Origin of the sequence: Paenibacillus sp. MAHUQ-63 (genome assembly GCF_028765165.1) — a bacterium.
Taxonomy (GTDB): Bacteria; Bacillota; Bacilli; order Paenibacillales; family NBRC-103111; genus Paenibacillus_E.
This window is the reverse complement of record NZ_JARADB010000001.1, coordinates 1,832,621-1,855,308: the sequence shown is the minus strand read 5'-3', so window position 1 is coordinate 1,855,308 and position 22,688 is coordinate 1,832,621. Positions and strand designations below refer to the sequence as shown.

Sequence of the window (22,688 nt, the reverse complement as noted above, 5' to 3'; positions counted from 1 at the left end):
CGGAAGGTGATTCATAACAAATGGTCACAGTTCATCATTACGATGCTTTCAGCCAAATTCCGAATAAGGGGAATCCGGCTGGTGTCGTGCTTACGGGAGAAGCGCTGACAGCGGATGAGATGCAGCGTATCGCCGCGCAAGTCGGCTTTAATGAAACGGCGTTTCCGCTGAAGTCCGATAAGGCGGATCTGCGCATCCGCTTTTTTACTCCTGGTCATGAGATTAACCTGTGCGGACATGCCACGATGGCTACGATCTATGCTATGCATGCCAGAGGTTTGTTGAACGGTCAAACCGAACTGACGATTGAAACCGGAGCCGGTGTTTTGCCGGTGCACATTCAGGCGGCGGACCCAGCTCCGGCTGAAGCCGAAGCCGGGCGAACAGACGGGGGAGTCATCATCAGGATGCAGCAGGCTCCGCCGCAATTTCAAGCCTTCCATGGCTCTATGGGCGATCTTGCGGCATCTATGGGCATTACCGAAGACGACATCGAGACTTCTCTCCCCACGGTGTATGGCAGCACTGGAACATGGACTTTGCTGGTTCCCGTCAAGTCGCTGGCCGCATTCCGGGCGATGAAGCCGGTTAACGAGCAATTCCCTGCGGTGCTGAAGGAGATGCCGAGGGCTTCGGTCCATCCCTTTTGCTTGGCAGCCTATGACGCCCGTGCGCATATGCATGCCCGCCATTTCTCATCGCCCTACTCCGGCACGGTCGAAGACCCGGTGACGGGGACGGCGTCAGGCGTAATGGGGGCGTACTATGCCAAGTATATCGAGAGAACGACGGGCTCGTTGTTGTCGCTGACGGTTGAGCAAGGCCATGAGATCGGCAGAGACGGGCGTATTGGCGTTTCGGTCGATACCCGGCGTGAGCCGTGGGAGATCGCAATTACGGGGACGGCGGTGCACGTGAAGGATTTTGAGGTGTAGCCGGCAGGCAGCCGCCTAACTGTTCGCAAGGTAAGACAAACCGAACGTCAGCCACACGAAGTGATACACATTAACGGCTCCATAAATAAGAACGGTGGCGGTCAGTGAGGGCTGTACCCAAGCTCTTCTGCGGATATAAGGGTAGAAGGCCATCAGCAGCAGAGGAAGGATGGTTTTTAGCAGATAATACCCTCCGACATGCCACTCGTAAACACTTCGTATCAAGGGGTTCAATTCCTCAATCAAGCGAAGCTGGAGTCCGATGTCCGTGAAGATGGCATCGCTAAGACAAAAAATAAGCAGCCAGACTAATGTTCTACTCTTGAACAAATGCCGAAAGAAGGTCATAGGCGTCCTCGCTTTCCGATCGAAGGAGTGAGTGGGGCGTTCTGGCATATCTTTTATGATACACTTCGTATCGTGGGAATGCAACCGATGCAGCACGCGCGCTATGCCTGGACCGGACAGGACCCGACGAGACCAGACGAGACCAGACGAGACCAAACCCGACGAGACCAGACGAGACCCGATGAGACCCGACGAGACCCGACGAGACCCGACGAGACCAGACCCGGTAAGGCTCTTGTGTCCGCAGCCGGTTAACGGTTCTAACTGTGTCCGCAACTCTCCACCTGGGTGGGGCGGTTAAGCGGAAATATGGTTCGTAATCAAGCCGGAAACAACGGTTTTTGAGGCTGAAGCGGAAATACAATGCGTTATTTGCATTGATTATGGGGGGTTGACGTTAAAATCAACCCAATAGAGCATCCAATTTCCGCTCAGGTGACGAAAAGGTCAATGTGGGGAGCAATAAGGATCTGTATTTCCCTTTGGCAGAGTGAGCGGCACAACAAAAAGGCCGCCCCGTGCAGATCCATCTGCAGGGAGCAGCCCTTTTTATTTTTTAGAACACTTTTGTTGTCCAGGACTCACAATTCCATGTCTCGGTGACCACGTCGCGATAGAAATCCGGTTCGTGAGAGATGAGCAGGATGCTGCCTTTGTACGCTTGAAGCGCGCGCTTCAATTCATCCTTGGCATCCACGTCCAAATGGTTCGTCGGCTCATCGAGCACGAGCAGGTTCGTTTCGCGGTTGATCAGCTTGCAGAGGCGCACCTTGGCTTTCTCGCCGCCGCTGAGCACGACCACCTTGCTCTCGATATGCTTCGTCGTCAAGCCGCATTTGGCTAGCGCTGCACGTACCTCGAACTGCGTGAACGAAGGGAACTCGTTCCAGACTTCCTCAATACAGGTGTTATTGTTGGAATCTTTGATTTCCTGCTGGAAGTAACCGATTTGGAGGTTATCTCCCTTTTGAACGGAGCCGGATACCGGTGTGATTTCGCCCAAAATGCTGCGCAGCAACGTCGTCTTCCCGATTCCGTTCGCTCCGACCAAGGCAATCTTCTGGCCGCGCTCCATGCGCAGATTCAGCGGTCTGGACAACGGCTCGCCGTAGCCGATCACCAGATCCGTCGTTTCGAAGATCAACTTGCCCGACGTACGGCCCTCTTTGAAATTAAACTGCGGTTTCGGCTTCTCCCGCGCCAACTCGATGACTTCCATCTTGTCGAGCTTCTTCTGTCTGGACATCGCCATGTTGCGTGTCGCTACGCTCGCTTTGTTGCGGGCAACGAAATCCTTCAGCTCGGAAATTTCTTGCTGCTGGCGCTTGTAGGCTGATTCCAGCTGCTGCTTTTTCATTTCGTACACCTGCTGGAAGTGATCATAATCGCCGACATAGCGGTTCAACGCTTGATTCTCCATGTGATAGATCAAGTTAATAACGCTGTTTAGGAACGGAATGTCGTGGGAGATCAGAATGAAGGCATTCTCGTACTCCTGCAAGTAGCGTTTCAACCATTCGATATGCTGCTCATCGAGATAGTTCGTCGGCTCGTCGAGGAGCAGAATGTCCGGCTTCTCGAGCAGCAGCTTCGCCAGCAACACTTTGGTCCGCTGTCCGCCGCTCAAATCGTTCACGTCTTTGTCCAGGCCGATATCGGTAAGACCGAGACCGCGAGCGGTTTCCTCCACCTTGGCATCGATCATATAAAAGTCCTGATTCGTCAGCATATCCTGAATCGTGCCGACATCCTCCAGCAGCTTCTCCAGCTCTTCCGGCGTGACGTCGCCCATGCGGGCGTACATATCGTTCATTTCCTGTTCCATGTCGAACAAATATTGAAAAGCGCTCTTGAGAACGTCGCGGATCGTCATCCCTTTGCTAAGCACCGCATGTTGATCCAGGTAACCGACACGCATGCGCTTGGACCATTCGACTTTGCCGTCATCCGGCTGCAGCTTGCCTGTAATGATGTTCATGAAGGTCGACTTGCCTTCGCCGTTCGCACCGATCAGTCCGATGTGCTCGCCTTTGAGCAGGCGGAATGAAACGTCGTTGAAGATGGCGCGGTCTCCAAAGCCGTGGCTTAATCTTTCTACATTTAATATACTCATGAAACGACACCTTTTCTTTTAAACTTTGTCTCGTTTTATTATAAGCGCTATGGGATGGAAAACTCAATGAACGGCGGGTAAAATTGTTGCAAATCCGCGGCCCCGGGGCTTGGTCCTTACGGCAGTCGCACAGACGCCCGGTACAAGGTGCTGTTCCAGTCCACCTTGCTGTTCAGCGACTCCGCTACGAGACGGAGCGGAACATACATCCGGCTGTCCGCCATGATTTGCAGCGGGACGGGCACGGCGACGCTCTTGCCATTGAGCGTAGCGGTAGAGCTGCCGTCCTTCAGCTTCAACGTGACGCCGGCGCTGGTGATCGTTGCGGTTCGCGCAGCGGCGTCCCATTGGAAGCCGGCGTTCATCGCGGTGATGAACGGGCGGATCGGAACGACCGCCGTCTCCTTGACGATGAAGCCGCTGTAATCATACACGGGCTGCCCGTTGATATCGATCTGCACCTTCGGCTTGTCCAGCTTGCGCACGACAAGCGCATTGCTCAGCTCGCGGCCGGGATAGGTCATCATCGTGTTATTGGCATACAAGCCGGAGCTGGCTCCGCCATCCATGTTCATCGCTTCCTTCAGCCCCAGCTGAATGGCGATGGCGGCGAGCTGGGAGAGCGTTGCGCTGGGCACCGTTCCCATCACGAGACGGTCCGAGCCGTCGATGCCGATGAAGCTGCGGGCGGCCGCGGATTGCGTTACTTTGGGATCGGAGAATCCGTCCCGTTTGACATCAAGGTCGACGGCGCCGCCGGTCACCAGCTTCGGTCCGACGCCGATCGCGGCCAGCCACGACTTGGCGTTCAGCGAAACGCCGCCTTCGCCTTTGGCGACGAGCTCCTTCGTGACACGGTCGCCGACGTCCAGATTCGGCAGCACGTGCTGCCGATTGTTCGCGCTGTTCCCGACGAACAGCACATACCCGCCGTCCGGAACCTGGACGGAATCCGTCGTGATGCGCGTGATGAGCCCGTCCTCGATCACGACTTTGGTGCCGTTCGGGAAGCCGATCCAGCTCCCGAAGTCCGGCGTGTACCAGACGACTTGGTCCGTGCTGGCGTCGCCGAAATATTTGTTCACACCCCAGGGGCTAATGGGGTATGTGCCCGATCCTTCGCTGACCCGAACGGCGATGTCGAGGTCGACGAGCTGAATGTCCGGCACCTTGTCCCGGTTCAGGATGAAGGTTTGGTTTTCGCCGGAGTGCACAGCTTCTCCAGCCTCCACCAGGGCTCCGTTCGGATAGCGGACGTACGGGTCGGATTCGTACGCGTTGAAGAACGTGCCGTTAATGGCGGCAACGGCGCCTTCGCGTTCGGCTATGGCCTGCAGCGGTGCATCGTGGCCGATGCCGCCGTCTGCCAGGGCGGGGGTGAGCTCCAGCGTCGGATCCGTCAAGTCGACGGTGACGACGTTGACATTGAAGCTGCGGCCGGAAGCGGAGACCGACTTCGTGACGGCGTTCACGGAGGGGGAGTACAGCGCCGAAGCGGGGGAGCCCCCGGCGAACAGGGCGGCAGTCAGCAGCAGGGCGGCACCGGTTTTCATATATCTATAACGGAACATGTGCGTTAATCTCCTTCTTCGGTCGAATGCTGCCGGAATTCGTTCCGGCTATTTATATTATTCGGCCGATTGAGCACGATTTGTGACGTTTGGAGGCTCAATCGCGCCTAGGAGATTGATGGCAACAAAAAACACCGGCTCAAGATGAGCCGGTGTTAGAACGCTTAAGCAAGTTTGGTCAAGTATTCATCCAATTGGCTGAATGTGCCGCCGAAGCCTTGCTGCATGCTTAACTCCATGGATGCGAAGAAGGCAGCTTCCTCTTCGGTTGGGTTGACGGGTGCTCCGTGGACCGTGATAACCGTCTTGCCGTCTTGCTCCTCGAACGTCACGGTGTTCATCACTTCCAACGGGAAAACGGGGCTGAACGGAGCGCGTACCGTGTTGGCATCTGCATCGGAGAACGCATTCGTGTAGACGAGCTTCTCCGGCGGCGTAATTTCGTAGTAGACGAACTTCGCCCACATTTGGAATCCGTCGGGAGATGTCATGCTGAAGTGAAAGGCGCCGCCGGGACGCAGCTCGTGCGAAGCGATGGCCAACTCCATCCCGGTCGGACCCCACCACTGCGCAAGATGCTCAGGCCGAGTCCAGCATTGGAAGACGAGCTCACGCGGAGCGTTGAAGGAACGGGTGATGACGAATGGCTTGGCCGTTGTTTCGGACATGGGTAAATACCTCCCTATTTGGGTTATAGGATAGTACGGAGCGCGGCTGGCGGCGGCAGCGCTATGGCTTGCCGCCGGACTTTTTGTCTTGTTCTTGGAGTTCCTGCAAATAGGCATCCAAACGGTCGAATCGCTCTTCCCATAATTGGCGGAAAGACTTCACCCAAGCATCCAGCTCTTGAAGAGGCTGGGGCCGCAGCTTGTAGATTCGCCGGTTGGCAATCGGTTGTACCTCGACAAGTCCGGCCTCGCTGAGAACGCGAAGATGCTTGGAGGCTTGAGGCTGGTTCATCCCTAGTCGATCGGTGATTTCCCCTACGGTCAGGGGGCCGTCACGCAAGAGTTCGACGATGTGTAATCGGTTAGGCTCAGCGAGTGCGCTCATAGTCGAATTCATAAATGTAATATACCTCACTTGGAATATTCCAGTCAAGGAATACTTAAAATCAAGCCGGCGGGAGCCGGCATCGTATGTCCGAAAGATCCTGACGTTATTGGAGAAAAGGAGGGATCTTGGGTATCTCTCTATCATACATCAAAAATGCAATGCGAGGTATCAGGGCAGTTGAAATGAACGCATAGCAAAAAGGCTGCAGCCTGTGCAGCCTCCGTCCATTCGCAGATAGGCTCATCCAACCTGCCTACCCTTTAGCATGGCTTCAAATTCATCGATGATGAACAGGAATCTCTCTGCCTCCCGGAACACGTGGTCAGCGAGCAGAGGATGGATGATGCTTTTGATCCGGCAAGCTTCAATGAGCTCCCGCGCCGTCTTCTTGAAATCCCGGAGAGACACGACGGATACGCGATTCTGATCAAGGAACTGGCCGAGCAGCGGTTCCGTCTGAGATTGCGGACGCATACCGCTCAAATCAATGGCTTGAAACAGCAGCTGATCGAAATCGTGGCTGAAATTGCGCGCTTGCTCCACGAGCTGCCGTTCCGACGGGTCGAGCAAATGACCGATGAATTTGGCGTGGTCCGCCATAATGCGAAGGAAGAAAACGTTTTCGTTAATAATAGCATCAGGAAGAGCATCCAGGTTCCCGGCGTTCAATTCCTCCAGCCGGTTTCTGAAGTAGTTGGCTTCCCTGCTGATATGATCGACTAACAGAGGGAAATTGTTCCCGCCGGGCAGTTTGCATTGAATAATCAATCCAAGCACCTTGCGTTTGAACGCCCAAATGTGCGTAGCTGCCGAATGCACCTCCAGATTGAACCGGGCTATCTGATCCGGATCCGCCGCCTCCGTAAAGGCATGCGATCTGGCTTCGATGTGCTCGAAAATCTGATAAAACTGGTTAGCCTCCTGAATTAACTGCGTATCCTCACAACGAAACCCGAGCTTCAGAAAGAGGGAATGTTCTTTCATAATCCGTGACCAGAAACGAATTTCCTCCAATGAACGCGCAACAAACTCGTTTGACAAGGTTAGCACTCTCCCCACGGTCATATGTTCATAAAATATGTATAGTAACCTGTGGGGACGGATATGCCAGATCCGTTACATTCGCATGAATCGCCGCCGTTATTTCCGCCCTTCGCCGACCATTTTGCGGTAATCCTTCGGGACGATTCCTTTGCTTTCCCGGAAAATACGGGAGAACGTTTTGTACGATCCGTAGCCCACCTCGTGAGCGATTTCCGTTACGCTCATGTCCGTGGATACGAGCAAGGAGCAAGCATGGCGCAGGCGCAGATCGTGCAGGAAATGCACGAAGGTCTGCCCTGTCGTCTGCTTGATTACCTCGGAGATGCGGGAGATGCTCATTGAGAACCGCGAGGCGAGGTCCGATAAAGCAAGCTCCTCCTGGTAGTTGCGGTGAATGTAGTGGATGATCGGCCAGACGGCATGGCTCGTCTTCGCACCGGACTGCGGCTGAAGTTCCCGGGCGGCCTGAGCCTCCGCCTCTTTCATAGGGCCGGCCTGTTTCCAACGGTGCCGGTCGAAGCGAATGAGAATTTCTTTGAGTCTGCTCTTCAGCAGCGTCTGTCTGTAACGTTCGCTGCCGCTATACTCCTGGTACATCTCCTCCAGGAGAGCCAACATAAGCTGTTGGTCGCCACCGCTCAGCTGTACATAGGCCGGCAGGGACGTGATATCGTTCAAGAGGCCGGACAGACCGGGATCGTTCCCCGATTCCATGAGCATATCCATGGGAAACATGCAGTTGTACAGAACGAGCTTCTGCCCGGGATCGGTAAATATTTCATGCACCTGATAGGGCAGCACGAACGTGAACGTGCCGGTCTTCATATCATGCTTCACATCGTTGACGCTCTCCGATCCCGTTCCTTCGATAACATAGGAGAACTCCAGGAAATCATGGCGATGGGCCCGGAAGCCATGCTCCAGCGTGTTTTTGCTGAGATGAAGAGGAAATGCCGAATGCATATTTGGATACGTTTTCAGGTAATCGGGGAAGTACGTCATAACCAGGCTAAGCTCCTTCGAAGAAATGGGACGTTTTCCGAAATATAAGGTACGTTTCTTTGCTGGCTTTATTTTAACATAAAAGGAGATCGAACATGATGATCATATGAGGAGGAACGGGCAGTGGGTAGCGATAACAAAATCAGAATCGGCATTATTGGTGCCGGTAATATTGGCGGCGTGCATATTAGGGAGTTCTCGAAACTGGCGGATTCTTGCGAGATTACGACAATTACGGACGCATACCTGCCTCTGGCGGAAGCGAAGGCTAAGGAGTACGGCATTGCAACCGTTGCGGCCACTCCGGAAGAGCTGATTCGAAGTGCGAATGTAGACGCTGTCATTATCGGCGTTCCTAACCAGCATCATGCATCCTTGGCTGTACAAGCCATTGAGGCCGGCAAGCATGTACTGATCGAGAAGCCAATGGGCATTCATGCTACGGCGGCCAAGCAAATCTTGAAAGCCAGTGAAGCATCGGACAGAGTCGTCATGATCGGTCACCAGATGCGCTGGGAAGCCGTGCCGCAGCTGATCAAAGAGCAGGTCGATGCCGGCGAGCTGGGCAAAATTTATACGGCCAAAACCGGCTGGTTCCGCCGCAAAGGCATCCCGGGCTGGGGGACTTGGTTTACGAAGATGAACGAATCGGGCGGGGGCCCGTTGATTGATATTGGGGTTCACATGCTCGATCTTGCCTTGTATTTGATGGGCAATCCGAAGCCTGTGTCGGTATTCGGCGCCACGTATGCCGAATTCGGCCCGCGGAGGAAAGGGATCGGCACTTGGGGGACACCGAACTGGAACGGCACGTATGATGTCGAGGATCTGGCTACGGCGCTCATCCGCATGGAAGACGGCAGCACGCTGACGCTGGAAGTCAGCTGGGCGGTTCACATGGATACGGACAATACGCCGTTCATTCATCTGATGGGCTCGGAAGGCGGAGCGAGCTATAAGGGCGCGACCGGCAAGCTGCTGACGGAGAAGTTCAACCGGGCGATTGAGACGGATTTGAAGAAGCCGGAGAATGATGAAGGCGAACGTCAGCGTCTTAGCCGCCACTTCTTGACTTGCATCCGCGAAGGCAAACAGCCGATCACTTCCGCTCTATCGGGGTACACGAACAACCTGATTCTGGATGCGATCTATGAATCTTCCCGCACAGGAAACGAAGTGAAGCTGAACTGGGACATTTAATTCATATTGGGGAGGAATTACGATGCTAAGAGGGTTAACGGGAGCAGGACTCGGTAAGCTGGAAAGTACGGAGCAATTCTTGGAGCTGGCGGCTCGATACGGCTTCGCGGCCGTCGATCTCGACGCGTTGGCGCTGGTCGAGAGCCATGGCGTTGACGGAGCGCGCGAGCTGCTGAGCAAGCACGGTCTCGTCATCGGCTCGATCGGCTTGCCGGTGGAATGGCGCGGCAGCGAGGAGACGTTCCGCGCCGGCCTGCCGAAGTTGACGCAAGCCGCGGCTGCGGCTGCGGCACTCGGCTGCACGAGCTGCTGCACATACATTCTGCCGTCCACCGATTTGAATGCCGCGCACTTCATGGCGCTGGCGACGCGGCGGCTGCGCACTTGCGCGCAAATTCTCGGCGCTTACGGCATCCGCCTCGGTCTGGAATTCGTGGGACCGCATCATCTGCGCACACGCTGGAAGCACCCGTTCATCTGGACGGTCGAGGAGACGTTGGACTGGATCGATGCGATCGGCGAGAGCAATGTCGGCCTCCTATTCGACGCGTACCATTGGTACACGAACGGGCTCACCGTGGCCGACATTGAGAAGCTTCGCCCTGAACAGATCGTCCATGTCCACATCAACGACGCGCCGGATGTGCCGGTGGAGGATGTGCTGGACAATGGACGCGTGTATCCGGGCGAGGGTGTGATTGACCTGGCGGGTTTCCTGCAGGGCTTGGCGCGCATCGGGTATAAGGGCGCCGTTTCGCAGGAGATATTGACGGCGACTCCGCCGACGGACGCTCCCGAGAGCTTGGCGCAGCGTTCCAAGGCCGGCTTCGATAAAGTTTACGCGGCGGCGGGCCTGTAGACGGATGAACGATGCCAGCGGCCGGCTAAGTCAGCTGGGGAATTCGCGGTTCATGCATAGCAGTGAGCGGAGGACAGGTGCCGAAGCTTGCTAACGGACAGAGAAGCCCCTATTCGGCGAATAGGGGCTTCTTTAAGCATGTAACGGACACCACCGCCCGTTCCCTGCCCATTCGACAAAGGTTCCTATATTCCATCCACACGGTCCGACAACATTTTCAGGCATTCTCGTATACTATGGTCCTGTCCTCTTAAATATGCCTATTTTTAATGAAAAGGAGACTGGATCATGCAAATTAAGAAGAAGGATGACATTGGCCTGATTTTGGACAACTTTTCGTCGTATGCTAAGTGGGATCCTTCGGGCCAGAAATTATACCTTGTGTTTGCCGATAAAAAACGCGGAGGTCAATGGACGCTCATGAACTACGCCGATGACCGGTTCAGTGTGCATGGGCGGGGGCAAGACTATTTGGACGAAGACGAGGCCTTTTTTGACGAGCGCAATAGCGTGGTGTCGTTCCTATGGAACAACCGCGCTGCCCTGAAAGCGGCCGTAGAGCCGGGCGAATAGCGGCAGGGAAAGAGGCAGAAGCCTCCGAAACCACCAACGAACGATCGTGGTGGCTCCGGAGGCTTTTGGCGTTTTGGCGGGCGTCTACAGGCTTTGTGCGGCGCCGCCTTCCTTTTGCTTATCGCGGTACTGCCCGGGCGTAAGGCCCTCCTGCTTGCGGAAGGAACGGATGAAGTTCTGCGAGTTGTTATAGCGCAGCTTCGAAGAGATGTCCTTGATCGGCATATCCGTTTCCGAGAGCCACTTCTTGGCCATGTTGAACCGGTACGTCGATAAGTAATCGCTGAAGGAGCAATTCGTCTCCTTGCGGAAAATGCTGCTCAAATAGTTCGCGTTATAGTGCAGTCTGGAGGCGCAGTCCTCCAGCGTCAGGTCGGTGTCGTAATATTTGTGCACGAGATCGATAATCTTCTCGGAGATGTTGTGATACTGGGCATCCTGCCTGTCGCGGTAAATGCGGATCAACGGGTGGACGACCTCCGTCCAGAACCAGTCCTCAATCTCCGCCGTCATATGCAGGCCCAGCAGCTCCTCGAACAGCGAGCCCTTGTTCGGATGAATCTGATTCAGCGAAATGCCGGATTCCTGCATCACCATGAGCAGGTTGTTGAGCAGCCGCGCCAGCGGAATTTGATATTCCTGCGGCGAGAGCGGAGCGGCGAAGACGGCTTGCAGGAGTTGGCGCAGCAGCTCCTTGGACTTATCCTTCTCGGCGAGTTTGATCGCGTCGGTCAATTCGTTCTCAAGCGGCTTCGGATAGTTCAGATTCAAGAAATGCTTGCCGGAGTTGATGTTCTCGTACTGGATGATGATGCCCTCGCCAAGTTTGATGCGGTGCTTCAGCGCCTCCAGCCCTTCCTTGTAGGCAATCGACATTTGCGTGAAAGTATGAATCGGCAGACTCATCCCGATGCTCACATGCAGGTTCAGGTAACTGAAGATATGCTGCTGCATTTGCTCGGTCAGCGCATACACTTTGTTGCGGAAAGCTTCGGCTTCGCTGTCCGGACTGCCGATGAGCGTAACGACGGTCTGATCGATAATGACCGGAGCGAGACGCTGGTCGGAAGGGATAAGCTCCTCGATCATGTTGTGCGCGGCGAACAGCAGCAGCTCCATGTCTCTCTTCTCGTATCGCGTATTGTCGATCGAGTCGATCTGCAGCGTAATAACGGACATCGTTTTCCACTCTTCAATGTGCTTCGTATAGCCGAATTGGGCCAATTTCTCCAGCAGCTCGCTCGGTTTGATATGCCCTTGGAACGCTTTGATCAGGAAGAAGGTCCGCACTTGCCCGATATGCTGATGAACCTCGCGTTCCAGCTGGGACTTGGATTGAAACAACGTATGGACATGCTCGCTGATCATCTGGAACTCGTTGGCCTTCCGCTTCTGATTCACGGTGACAAGGCCTCCGATCTGATTGAGCAGGAGCTGGATCGGCGAGTACATTTTGCGCGACCCGAGCCACGCCAGCAGCATGGACAGGAGCAGCATCAGAATACACACGTAGATCGTGTAGATTCCGATTTTGCGGGATTCCTTGGTCAGACTGTCGATCGAAGTCAAGGACAGATAAGTCCAATTGTTCAGATTGGAGTGCAAGAAGCTGACGGAATAGCGCTTTTGGTTGATATCCGCAGTGAATCGCCCCGTAGGAGCCGCGAGCTGGCTCACATCCTTCAGTCCCGCCTCGGTGATGGATTTGCCGATCAGGCTGGCGTCCGGATGCACGAGAATCCGGTTCTGCTCGTCCAGAATGAGGATATCGTCCAGATGCTCGGTATCGTTGTGGATCAAGTCCTGCAAGGAGCAGGCCGGAATATTCGCCATCGCCAGACCGTATTTCTCCAGGCCTGTCGTCGGCAGCTTCTTAACCAGCGAAATGCTGTAATCGCAAGTCACACTCCGCGCATTTTCCTCGGTGAAAAACCACTTCGACGGATTCAGCACCCACGTGCTGTTCTCCTGCGTATTCGTCAATTCCAGCAGCTTGTCGTAGAAGGGGTAGCCGTCGAAACGGTACAACCCCGAATTTTTGATCATCCAGTTCTCGCGGGCATTGATCAGGATGACATCCTCGAGCTTCGTGTCAAAGGACTGCATATACCGAATCTCGCTGCGCAAATCGTCATACATCATGAAATCGTTTACAGTTAAAGGCATATCCATCGCCTTTTTGAGAACGGTGGAATTTATGACCTGATTTAGCGTATGGTTGACAGTTGTTAATTTCTGCTCTACATTGGAGTTGATTTGGGTAATCAGCTGCATTTTGCCATCGCTGACATTCTTCTGAATCTCGTTTGACGAGGTCATGAAGGCGAAAGCGCCGATAAAAATAACCGGGAGCGTGCTGAGCAAGAACCCGAAGATGGTCATTTTGCTTAAGAAACTTAAATTGGGCATCGCATCCAACACCTTATCTTAGGATGAACATTTCTGTATCTATGTATTGTAGTCAAGTCTGGCGTTTTGGGCAATAATCATCTATTGGCAGGATAATCATTATCTCTGATTATGGCCATGAAACGCTGCTGCAGCAAGGGAAAGGGGTCATGTGAATGGTTAGTCGCTCGAAGCTTCGGCAAGGTTGCACCGTCCTTATCATCCTTATGTTAATAGCCGTATTGGCCGCCGGCTGTACCAACGGAAGCACCCGGGAGGCTGCTTCGGACAGCGGTGACCGCCCGGTCATTTCGATCATGGCGCCGCTGCATTTTCCGCATCCGCCGATTCCGGAGCTCGTTCAGGAGATCGAGAAGCGCACGAATACGAAGCTTGAATTGAACTGGGTGCCTGACGGCATCTATACCGATAAAATGAACACGGCACTCACCACGAACTCGCTCAAAAAAGCGACGTATGTGAAATATACGGACTACATGCTGATGAAAAACTCGATTCGTTCCGGCGCATTTTGGGATATCGGCCCCTATTTGGCAGCATACCCGAACCTGAAGCGGCTGAACAAGGAAATTTTGGGACAAGCTGCTGTCGACGGCAAAATCTACGGTTTATATACGGAACGGCCTTCGTCCCGCCAAGGCATCATTATTCGCGAAGACTGGCTGAACAATTTGAAGCTGGCCAAGCCTACGAATGTGAAAGAGCTGTATGAGGTACTCAAAGCTTTCACATACGGCGACCCGGACCGCAACGGCAAGGACGACACGATCGGGCTGACCGACCGGAACGATCTGGTGTTCGGCGCTTTCAAAACGCTGAGCTCCTACTTCGGCACGCCGAATAATTGGGGGATGGCGGAGGGCGGGAAGCTGATGCCGGAGTTCGAGACGCAGGCCTATATCGACACCATGGATTATATGAAAAAGCTGTACGACGAGAAGCTCATCAACTCGGACTTCGCCGTGACGAGCAAGGAAGTGCAGCGCGATAAGCTGATCCGCGGCATCGCGGGCGTTTATATCGGCAGCATGCAGGATGTGCAGCGGCTGTCGGACGAGGTCCAGCTCATCAATCCTGCGGCGAAATTTACGCTTGTGAATCATATCGAGGGACCGCAAGGATTCCGGATCTGGTCGATTCCGAACTACAGCGCCTTATACCTGTTTTCCAAGAAGGCCATTCGCACGGAGGCGGAGCTGAAGCAGGTCCTGCAGTTTTTTGACCGGACGATGGATAAGGACGTCGCCAATCTCATGAAGTATGGGCTGGAGGGGCGTCACTATAAGACCATTGGGGACAAAGTCCAACTGTTGGAGGAGACGTCGAAGATTCGCGTGAATGAAGTGAATGCGCTCTATGCGCTGATGATTGCGGATCTGAACAATCCGCAGGTGAAGCAGGTGGCGGAGAGCGAATCTCTGTCCCAGCTGGCGGATAAGCTCAGCTTGGATAATGAGAAATATGTCGTTAAAGATCCGACGCTGGGATTGGAATCGAAGACGTATGACGAACGCGGCGTGGAGCTGTACAAAATCATTTCCGACGCTACGTACAATTATATGCTGGGCAAACTGGACAAAGCAGGCTTCAAGCAGGAGATCGAGCGCTGGAAGCGAAACGGCGGCAGCCAGATTGTGAATGAATATAACGAAGCTTATTCGACAAAATGAAAGCTAGGAAACCGCATGCGCTGGAACGCTGCGGTTTTTTTATATAACAATACGCCAAGTTTTCACACGCAAACGGAACTATAGAGCGTTATTTAGGCAGAATCTGCAGCTTTGGGGGTTGAAGCGGAAATATAGTACCTTATTTGTTCGATGACGGAGGAATTTCCACCAAAAAAAGCAAAATAACGCTCCCTATTTCCGCCTCATCGGCTGAATGGCAGCCTTTCGGCCAATTAAGGGCCTGTATTTCCTTTTCCGCCGAACTTTTGCAAACAAACAAGTACCATCTACCATGCCATCCCCTGAACTGTCGCGAACCAGCACCATATATCTCCCCTCACCGAACTTGCCCCCCTAGAAACAACTCTACTATACCGCCTATCCACGTGCCCCATCCTGCATCTTCCCGCCTGTAACCGCCATTCAATAACCTTCAACCGCTCGTAAACACCCGATGCAGCGCCTTTGCGCCACCGCGATAATCATCTCCTTCGCCAATAATCATCATCTCATATCCCTGGTAGAACTAGGTCCTTATGAGTAAATGATTATTTCGGCACCTACCTTGGACCCTGTACTGTAGAACCTGTAGCACACCATCAATTCACGGAGGTCTAACAAATATGAAGAGAAAACTAGTCTCGATTCCGCTTAGCATAATGCTCCTATCCAGCTTTGCGCTGGCCGCTTGTTCAGACGGAGGCAAGGCAACTCCAGCAGCTACGACCGCGGGGTCAGGCACAACGGCACCGAAGGCGACGGACAACTCACCGACAGCGATCACCATCATGGCGCCGCTGAATACGGCACAAACGCCGCCGGATACGATCATTAAAGAACTGGAGAAAATGACGAACACGAAGCTGACCTATCAGTTCTTCCCGGCTGACACATATGAAGAGAAGCTGAATACGACATTCGCAACAGGCGCGCTGCCGCAAGTCACGTACCTGAAAAACCAGGCGACATTCATTCAGATGAAATCCGCCATCCGTGACGGTCAGTTCTGGGAGATCGGGCCGCTGCTCAAAGACTTCCCGAATCTCAGCAAGCTGAAATCGACAACGAATACCAATACGATGGTCGACGGCAAGCTGTACACCTTGTACCGCGGTGTAGATATCGCCCGCCAAGGACTTATCTACCGCAAAGACTGGGCGGACAAACTGGGCCTCAAGCCGCCGGCCAACACAGAAGAACTCTATGCGATGGCGAAGGCATTCACGGAGAAAGACCCGGACGGCAACGGAAAGAAAGACACGATCGGCTTAACCGACCGTAATGATCTGATCTACGGTTCTTTCAAAACTATAGCGGCTTGGCTCGGCACTCCGAACAACTGGGGCGTCAAGGACGGCAAGCTGCAGCCGGAGTTCATGTTCCCTGAGTATGTCAAATCGATGGATTACATCAAAAAGATGCGTGATGAAGGTTTAATCAATAAAGACTTCGCCGCCACAAGTAAAACGGATCAGCAAAAGCTGTTCACCAACGGTACGGCAGGTATGTACATCGGAGCGATGACTGACGTTTCGTCCTTGAACAAAGATTTGGTCAAAAACGTGCCGACAGCAGTTGTAGACGTACACAGCATGGTTGCCGGACCGGATGGCAAATTCGCCGCATGGGCGCTTCCGGGCTACGCGAACGTGGTGCTGTTCCCGAAATCCGCCATCAAGAACGAAGCTGAGCTGAGAAAAGTTCTCGCCTTCTTCGACAAAATGATGACGCCTGAAGTTGCGAACATTGCCAACTGGGGAATTAAAGATGTGAACTACAGTGTTGTTGACGGCAAAGCGAAGAAGCTGGATGAAGAGAAATGGACGCGCGAAGTGAAACCGTTCACGGATGCAGCGATCGGTGACGAAGATACGACAGGCAGATTGCTCGGCATTCCTTCCATCCCGGCGCAAGGCAAAGCGGATGAGTTGAAAATCGCCAACCTGAAGTACGCGGTACAGGATCCGGCAGCGGCGCTCGATTCCAAAACAAACTTGGAAAAAGGTGTACAGCTTCAAGATGTGATCAAGGATGCAACGAACAAATACATCTATGGCAGCATCGATAAAGCCGGCTTCGATAAAGCGATCGAGGATTGGAAGAACCGCGGCGGCAACAAAATTATCGAAGAGTACAACGCACAGTATAAAAAATAAGAAGCGGACAGGAATTCAAACTGGTTGAAAGGCGGGGGGCTGCGGCCATGAGAAGCGGTCCTCCGTTTTAAAGAAACACCAGGAAAGGAAGAGAACTATGCAGGAAGTACATGCCATGAAAAGCGTGGTGGAGAAGAAGCAAAGCAGTGAGCTCGGCAGGCGTCTATGGAGAAATAAATGGATTTATGTCATGCTGCTGCCGGGCATTTTATATTTTATCGTCTTTAAATACATCCCGATGTACGGATTGATTATTTCATTCCAGAACTACAAGCCGTTCAAAGGAATCATGGGAAGCGAATGGGTGGGTTTCGAACATTTTCAGCGCCTGTTCACGGAGCCTGACTTCTTAAATATTTTGAGCAATACGTTAATTTTGTTCGTGATGAACATTTTGTTTTATTTTCCGATTCCGATCATTATGGCTTTGATGCTGAACGAAGTGAAAAACGATTTTTTCAAGAAAACGTTTCAGACCATCGTCTATATTCCGCATTTCATGTCTTGGGTCATTATTGTTTCGATTTCTTTCGTTATGCTGACGATGGACGGCGGGATCATCAACGACATTATCGAGTATTTCGGGTTTGAGAAAATTAATTTCCTGTTAGCTCCGGAATGGTTCAGACCGATGTACATTCTTCAAGTCATCTGGCGGGAAGCCGGGTGGGGCACGATCATTTACTTGGCGGCGATCGCTTCAATCGATCCAGGGTTATATGAAGCGGCGCGTATGGACGGCGCGGGACGCATGCGTCAAATGTGGCACATTACGTTGCCGGCGCTGCGCAGCGTGATTATCGTTTTATTAATTTTGAAAATTGGTGCGGTTCTCGAACTCGGTTTCGAACATGTCTACTTGCTGCTCAACTCTATGAACCGAAATGTTGCGGAGATCATTGATACTTATGTATATACGGCAGGTTTAAAACAAGGCCAATTCAGCTACAGTTCTGCGATCGGATTGTTCAAATCGTTCATCGGACTCGTTCTGGTCATGATTGTCAACCGCATTGCGAAGAAGATGGGCGAAGAAGGCGTGTACTAAGAAAGGCAGGAGGGCTGCAGCATGGTAGAAGATAGAACATTAGGCGGGCGAATGTTTAGCATCATAAATTATTTGCTCTTAACCATAATCGGTTTAATTACATTAATTCCTTTCGTGCACGTCGTGGCAGGCTCGTTCACGACCAGCGCGGAGCTTGCGGTGAAGAAGTTCGTTATTATTCCGACCGATTGGAGCCTGGAGGCATACCGGTTTATTTTCTCGACGAATACGATCTTCAAAGCGATGGGCGTTTCCATCTGGACAACCCTGCTGGGGACGGTAATCTCGATGTTCATCACGGCGCTAATGGCGTACGGCTTGTCCCGCAGAGATGTGGACGGCCGTAAAGTGATCATGTTCCTGGTTGTTTTCACGATGCTGTTTCATGGCGGTCTGGTGCCGACGTTCCTCGTAGTGAAAGAATTGGGGATGATTGACTCCTATATGGCGCTCATTTTGCCGTCGGCGGTGTCTGCGTTTAACTTGATTATTTTGAAAAACTTCTTCCAGAACATCCCGGAAGGGCTGGAGGAGTCGGCCAAGATCGACGGCTGCAGCGATTTCGGCATTTTGTTCCGTATCGTCCTGCCGTTGTCGATGCCGGCGATCGCCACGATCTCGTTGTTCTACGCAGTGACGTACTGGAACACGTACTTGAGCGCCATCCTTTATTTGAACGAAAGCGCCATGTGGCCGATTCAGGTTCTCCTGAGACAGATTGTCGTACTGGCCAGCGGTATGGATCATAGCGTAGATCTCGACAGCGTGACTCCGCCTCCGGCGCAATCGATCAAGATGGCGGTAATCGTTGTCGCGACGCTGCCGATCCTGGTTGTCTATCCGTTCCTGCAGAAGCACTTTGCCAAAGGAGCTATGATCGGTTCCATCAAAGGGTAATAAGAAAGGACACCACCATGCAGACGCATACGCACATCGATGAAATCCGCGGGCTGCTTGCGAACATGGACGAATTGTTTGCCGGTTTCCGCGGTTGGTTGAAAAGGCAGTACGATGAAGACAGCGGCGGCTTTTATTACGCGCCAAGCTCCCGAGAAATGCCGGGCACCGGGCCGGACATTGAATCGACCGCGCAAGCGCTGGGCATCCTGGAGCGTCTGGAGGTGCCGCTGCCGGCAGAGATGAAGCGAGGGTTGATCCGCTTCTTCCAGCGCCGGCAGGATGCCGCCTCCGGGTACTTCTACGACGCGGATCCGCTCATGCGCGAGGATGAGGTGATGGTCTCGCGGGCCATCTCCTATAGCGTCGGCGCGCTGAAGAAGCTCGGCGGGCAGCCGCTGTATCCGCTGCCCTACGAGGCGAAGCAGGCCCCGGCGTACATGGATTCGCCGGAGAACTACCGCGCGTGGCTGCAGTCGGTGCCGCTCGTGAACAGCTGGCGCGGCTGCGACCGGCTGTCTACCTCCAGCGAGTATGTGCGGCAGGTGGAGCCTGCGGCGCGCCGGGAGGCTTACGCCAGAGCCGCGTTCGAGTTCTTCGCGCACACACAGCATCCGCAGACGGGGCTCTGGGGCGAAGGCTCGTATTATGTGCGGATATCGGGAACGTTCAAGCTGCACATTTTCTATGACCGCTTCGCCGTGCCGCTGCCGCGGGAGGAGCAAATATACGAAAGCATCCTAACGGCGCTTCGGCAGGAGGAAGCGGCGGATATGTGCTATATCCGCAATCCGATTCACTTGCTGTCGTACATGAAGCTGGACATCCCTGCGCACGAGCTGCGCGAAATCATCGGGATCACACTGACGAATATGCGCAAGCTGCTTCGCGCGGATGGCGGCTTCTCCCGCGAGCTCGCGCATTCGCCGACCGCCCCGAATGTCGCGCAGGTCAAGCCGGGCGAGTACTATCCCGGCATGCCGGAGGCAGTCCATATCGGCGGCGGCAAGGTGGAAGGCGATATGAATGCGGGGACACAGGCGCTGTTGATCCGGGCGGTCTGCTACCGGCTGGCGGGAATTGAAGCCCCGCGCCTTCTCTAAGCTGGATCCCCACTGAATCATGGGTGGGGTATTTGAATATTAATCGAGAGGAAGATTCACGATGATCGAACGTTCTGCCAAATCACCGATAGCGTGGGCGCGTGCCGCCTGCGATTCCATAATGAGCACCTATGCACCGATGGAGCTGCCGCCCGCCGGGCGCTGGCATTATCATCAGGGTGTGTTCCTGTGCGGCATGGAGATGCTCTGGGAATCGGATCGGGACGACCGATATGATGCATACATTCAGGCCTATGTCGACGGTCTGATTGACGATAACGGCAATCTGTACTTCGCGCGCGATGAACTGGATGCCGTACAAGCGGGGCTGCTGCTGTTCCGTTTGGAAGCCAAGACGGGGCGTAGCAAATACAGGATCGCCGCCGACAAGCTGAGAAACCTGCTGAACACGCTGAATCTGACGTCCGAGGGCGGGTATTGGCATAAAGACAAGTATGCCTATAACGTGTGGCTCGACGGCTTGTACATGGCGGGCGTCTTCTCATTGAAGTATGCCAACGCCTATGGGGATCTCGCGCTGCGCGAGACCGTACTGCATCAAGAAGGCCTGATGCGCAAACATATGAAAGATGACGCAACCGGCCTGCTGTACCATGCGTGGGACGAGAGCCGCAGAATGCCGTGGGCGAATCCGGAGACCGGCTGCTCGCCGGAATTCTGGGGCCGTTCGCTCGGGTGGTACGGTTTGGCGCTGGCCCAATTCCTCGATGAGCTGCCGGCGGAAGAGCCGGGACGCGCCGTGTTGGCCGACTCCTTGCGCGAGTTCGTTCATGCCTTGATCCGCTATCAGGATGCGGAGAGCGGTCTGTGGTACCAGGTCGTGGACAAAGGCGATCAACCGGACAACTGGTTGGAATCCTCCTGCACGAGCCTGTTCGTTTATACGATCGCCAAAGCGGTCAAGCATGGCATTGTCGGCGGGGAATGTGCAGCGGCAGCGGTGAAGGGCTATGAGGGGTTGATCCGGACGTTGAAATTCGACGAGCAGGGACGCGTCATTCTGCCGTTAATCTGCATCGGTACGTCAGCCGGCGACTATGAGAATTATGTGACTAGGCCGACCAGTGAGAACGACCTGCATGGCGTGGGGGCTTTCGTCATGGCTTGTGTGGAAGTAGAATCGTTCGTGAAACAGACGGTATAAGGGAGCGTTCAGGATATGGCTAACTACGACATCTTGGCGTATGGTGCCGTTGGCGACGGTCTAACGGACAATAGCGCAGCCATTGCGGCCGCCATTGAAGCTTGTGATGCCGGCGGCGGAGGCACTGTAGTCGTGCCTGCCGGCACGTACGTAACGGGCAGGATTGAGCTCCGCAGCCGCATGACGCTAGAGCTGGAGGCGGGCTCGCTGCTCTTGTTCGATACCGACTTCGAACGGTATCCGGTTGTCCCGACGCGGTGGTCGGGCTATGAATGCTACGGCGTTTCGCCGCTTATTTACGGCAGAGGCTTGAAGCAGGTCACGATCAAAGGCCAAGGAGTCATAGACGGTCAGGGCAGCGCCTGGTGGCAGGTCTACCGGCAGCTGCGCCGCGGCGAGAAGGTAGATAACGCTTTAACGCGCGAGATTGCCGCCAAGAATGCGGTTCTTACAGAAACGGTCAGAAGCAACATCGTGGAGTGGGATTCGCAATTTCTGCGGCCGCCGCTGCTGCAGTTGATCGATTGCGAGGAGGTCAGCTTGGAAGGGGTTACGCTGCAGAATTCACCGTTCTGGAATACGCATCTGGTGTATTGCAAGGACGTTCACATCCATGGCGTTAAAATCAAAAACCCGAGCGACACCCCTAACGGTGACGGCATGGATATCGATTCCTGCACGAATGTGCGCATCTCCGACTGCTTCTTCGATGTCGGCGATGACTGTCTATGCATCAAATCGGGAATCGACGAGGACGGACGCCGGGTGGGCAAGCCGTCGGAGAACATCGTCATCACGAACTGCACGATGCTGCGAGGCCACGGCGGTGTCGTGCTGGGCAGTGAAATGGCGGGAGGCATACGCAACGTCGTGATTTCGAACTGCATCTTCCTCGGCACGGACCGCGGCATTCGCATGAAGACGAATCGCGCTCGCGGCGGCTATATTAAGAACATTTTGGTCAGCAACATTTATATGGAAGATGTATTCTGTCCGTTAACGATTAATTCGTTCTATCGCCATGGTGTGGATGAGAGCAACCCGCTCATTGCTTCACCTGCGGCTGTTGCCGTTACGGAGAGCACGCCCGTCATCGATCACGTCCGCATCCAGCAGGTGACGGCCAAAGGCTGCCGGGCTTCGGCGGGCTTCATCTACGGCCTGCCGGAGATGCCGATTCGGGATGTGCAGCTGAGCCATGTGCACATTGAGATGACGCTGGACCCCGAGGAGAAGGGGGATGAGCCGGACATGGTGCGCGAGAAGATCATCATGGCGGGCGACGGCATGCTGTGCAAGCATGTGGAAGACATGGAGCTGCATCATGTGCGGATCGAGACGCGCCAAGGGCCGGCGCTCCGGTTAGAGAATGTTAGGGATATGGAAGTGCATGATCTGAGAATGAAGCGGCTCCACCCGGATACGCCGGTTATTGCGGCAGCTCGCGCAGAGGGCTTGTTCGTTACGGGCCGGCAATCGGCGGAGAACGGTTACTTGCAGACAGAGAACGGAACCGTCAGCTTCTGCGGCTAGCCTGTC

At 54.2% G+C, this 22,688-nt stretch carries 19 protein-coding genes; 11 read left to right on the top strand and 8 right to left on the bottom strand.

Annotation, left to right across the window (positions count from 1 at the left end; translation table 11 throughout):
- The first annotated feature begins 20 nt into the window (after positions 1–20).
- Complete coding sequence (locus PUT07_RS08085) at positions 21–935, top strand: PhzF family phenazine biosynthesis protein (RefSeq protein WP_274467344.1); 915 nt, start codon at positions 21–23, stop codon at positions 933–935.
- A 15-nt stretch (positions 936–950) separates the two neighbouring features.
- Here the strand turns inward: PUT07_RS08085 and PUT07_RS08080 are convergent, their stop codons facing one another.
- From PUT07_RS08080 to PUT07_RS08050, 7 genes are all read right to left on the bottom strand, one after another.
- Positions 951–1,283, bottom strand: coding sequence for a DUF5658 family protein (locus tag PUT07_RS08080; protein WP_274467342.1), 333 nt, complete (start codon positions 1,281–1,283; stop codon positions 951–953).
- A 556-nt stretch (positions 1,284–1,839) separates the two neighbouring features.
- Positions 1,840–3,396, bottom strand: a complete 1,557-nt coding sequence (locus PUT07_RS08075; protein WP_274467341.1) for an ABC-F family ATP-binding cassette domain-containing protein — start codon at positions 3,394–3,396, stop codon at positions 1,840–1,842.
- 116 nt (positions 3,397–3,512) lie between these two features.
- Positions 3,513–4,967 (bottom strand): stalk domain-containing protein, encoded by a 1,455-nt coding sequence (locus PUT07_RS08070; RefSeq protein WP_274467339.1) that lies wholly within the window; start codon positions 4,965–4,967, stop codon positions 3,513–3,515.
- A 164-nt stretch (positions 4,968–5,131) separates the two neighbouring features.
- Positions 5,132–5,635 carry an SRPBCC family protein gene (locus tag PUT07_RS08065; RefSeq protein WP_274467337.1) on the bottom strand — a complete coding sequence of 168 codons (504 nt, stop codon included), beginning with the start codon at positions 5,633–5,635 and terminating at the stop codon, positions 5,132–5,134.
- 61 nt (positions 5,636–5,696) lie between these two features.
- Entirely contained in the window at positions 5,697–6,032 is a 336-nt protein-coding gene (locus PUT07_RS08060; RefSeq protein WP_274467335.1) for an ArsR/SmtB family transcription factor, read from the bottom strand.
- Positions 6,033–6,263: 231 nt separating this feature from the next.
- The gene (locus tag PUT07_RS08055; RefSeq protein WP_274467333.1) at positions 6,264–7,064 is read right to left on the bottom strand and encodes a DUF2935 domain-containing protein; all 801 of its coding nucleotides are present in this window, start codon (positions 7,062–7,064) and stop codon (positions 6,264–6,266) included.
- Between the two features lie 99 nt (positions 7,065–7,163).
- Positions 7,164–8,069, bottom strand: coding sequence for a helix-turn-helix domain-containing protein (locus PUT07_RS08050; protein WP_274467331.1), 906 nt, complete (start codon positions 8,067–8,069; stop codon positions 7,164–7,166).
- A gap of 123 nt (positions 8,070–8,192) precedes the next feature.
- On the opposite strand from PUT07_RS08050, the gene PUT07_RS08045 reads away from it, so the two are divergent.
- The 3 genes from PUT07_RS08045 to PUT07_RS08035 all read left to right on the top strand — a co-directional run bounded on the left by PUT07_RS08045 (position 8,193) and on the right by PUT07_RS08035 (position 10,701).
- Positions 8,193–9,269, top strand: a complete 1,077-nt coding sequence (locus PUT07_RS08045) for a Gfo/Idh/MocA family protein (protein WP_274467330.1) — start codon at positions 8,193–8,195, stop codon at positions 9,267–9,269.
- Positions 9,270–9,291: 22 nt separating this feature from the next.
- Positions 9,292–10,128 carry a sugar phosphate isomerase/epimerase family protein gene (locus tag PUT07_RS08040; protein WP_274467329.1) on the top strand — a complete coding sequence of 279 codons (837 nt, stop codon included), beginning with the start codon at positions 9,292–9,294 and terminating at the stop codon, positions 10,126–10,128.
- A gap of 288 nt (positions 10,129–10,416) precedes the next feature.
- Positions 10,417–10,701, top strand: a complete 285-nt coding sequence (locus tag PUT07_RS08035; RefSeq protein ID WP_274467328.1) for a hypothetical protein — start codon at positions 10,417–10,419, stop codon at positions 10,699–10,701.
- 84 nt (positions 10,702–10,785) lie between these two features.
- Here PUT07_RS08035 and PUT07_RS08030 read toward each other — a convergent pair whose 3' ends face one another.
- The gene (locus tag PUT07_RS08030; RefSeq protein ID WP_274467327.1) at positions 10,786–13,110 is read right to left on the bottom strand and encodes an AraC family transcriptional regulator; all 2,325 of its coding nucleotides are present in this window, start codon (positions 13,108–13,110) and stop codon (positions 10,786–10,788) included.
- 155 nt (positions 13,111–13,265) lie between these two features.
- Here PUT07_RS08030 and PUT07_RS08025 point away from each other — a divergent pair, with 155 nt between their 5' ends.
- From PUT07_RS08025 to PUT07_RS07995, 7 genes are all read left to right on the top strand, one after another.
- Positions 13,266–14,780 (top strand): extracellular solute-binding protein, encoded by a 1,515-nt coding sequence (locus PUT07_RS08025; protein WP_274467326.1) that lies wholly within the window; start codon positions 13,266–13,268, stop codon positions 14,778–14,780.
- A 623-nt stretch (positions 14,781–15,403) separates the two neighbouring features.
- A complete protein-coding gene (locus PUT07_RS08020) occupies positions 15,404–16,936 on the top strand; it encodes an extracellular solute-binding protein (protein ID WP_274467325.1) in 1,533 nt (510 codons plus the stop codon).
- A gap of 97 nt (positions 16,937–17,033) precedes the next feature.
- Positions 17,034–17,984: an ABC transporter permease gene (locus tag PUT07_RS08015; RefSeq protein ID WP_274467324.1), complete on the top strand. Its 951-nt coding sequence runs from the start codon at positions 17,034–17,036 to the stop codon at positions 17,982–17,984.
- 21 nt (positions 17,985–18,005) lie between these two features.
- Complete coding sequence (locus PUT07_RS08010; protein ID WP_274467323.1) at positions 18,006–18,881, top strand: carbohydrate ABC transporter permease; 876 nt, start codon at positions 18,006–18,008, stop codon at positions 18,879–18,881.
- Between the two features lie 17 nt (positions 18,882–18,898).
- Positions 18,899–19,984 (top strand): hypothetical protein, encoded by a 1,086-nt coding sequence (locus PUT07_RS08005; RefSeq protein WP_274467322.1) that lies wholly within the window; start codon positions 18,899–18,901, stop codon positions 19,982–19,984.
- Between the two features lie 61 nt (positions 19,985–20,045).
- Positions 20,046–21,149 carry a glycoside hydrolase family 88/105 protein gene (locus tag PUT07_RS08000; RefSeq protein WP_274467321.1) on the top strand — a complete coding sequence of 368 codons (1,104 nt, stop codon included), beginning with the start codon at positions 20,046–20,048 and terminating at the stop codon, positions 21,147–21,149.
- A 15-nt stretch (positions 21,150–21,164) separates the two neighbouring features.
- Positions 21,165–22,682, top strand: a complete 1,518-nt coding sequence (locus tag PUT07_RS07995; RefSeq protein ID WP_274467320.1) for a glycoside hydrolase family 28 protein — start codon at positions 21,165–21,167, stop codon at positions 22,680–22,682.
- Positions 22,683–22,688 lie beyond the last annotated feature (6 nt).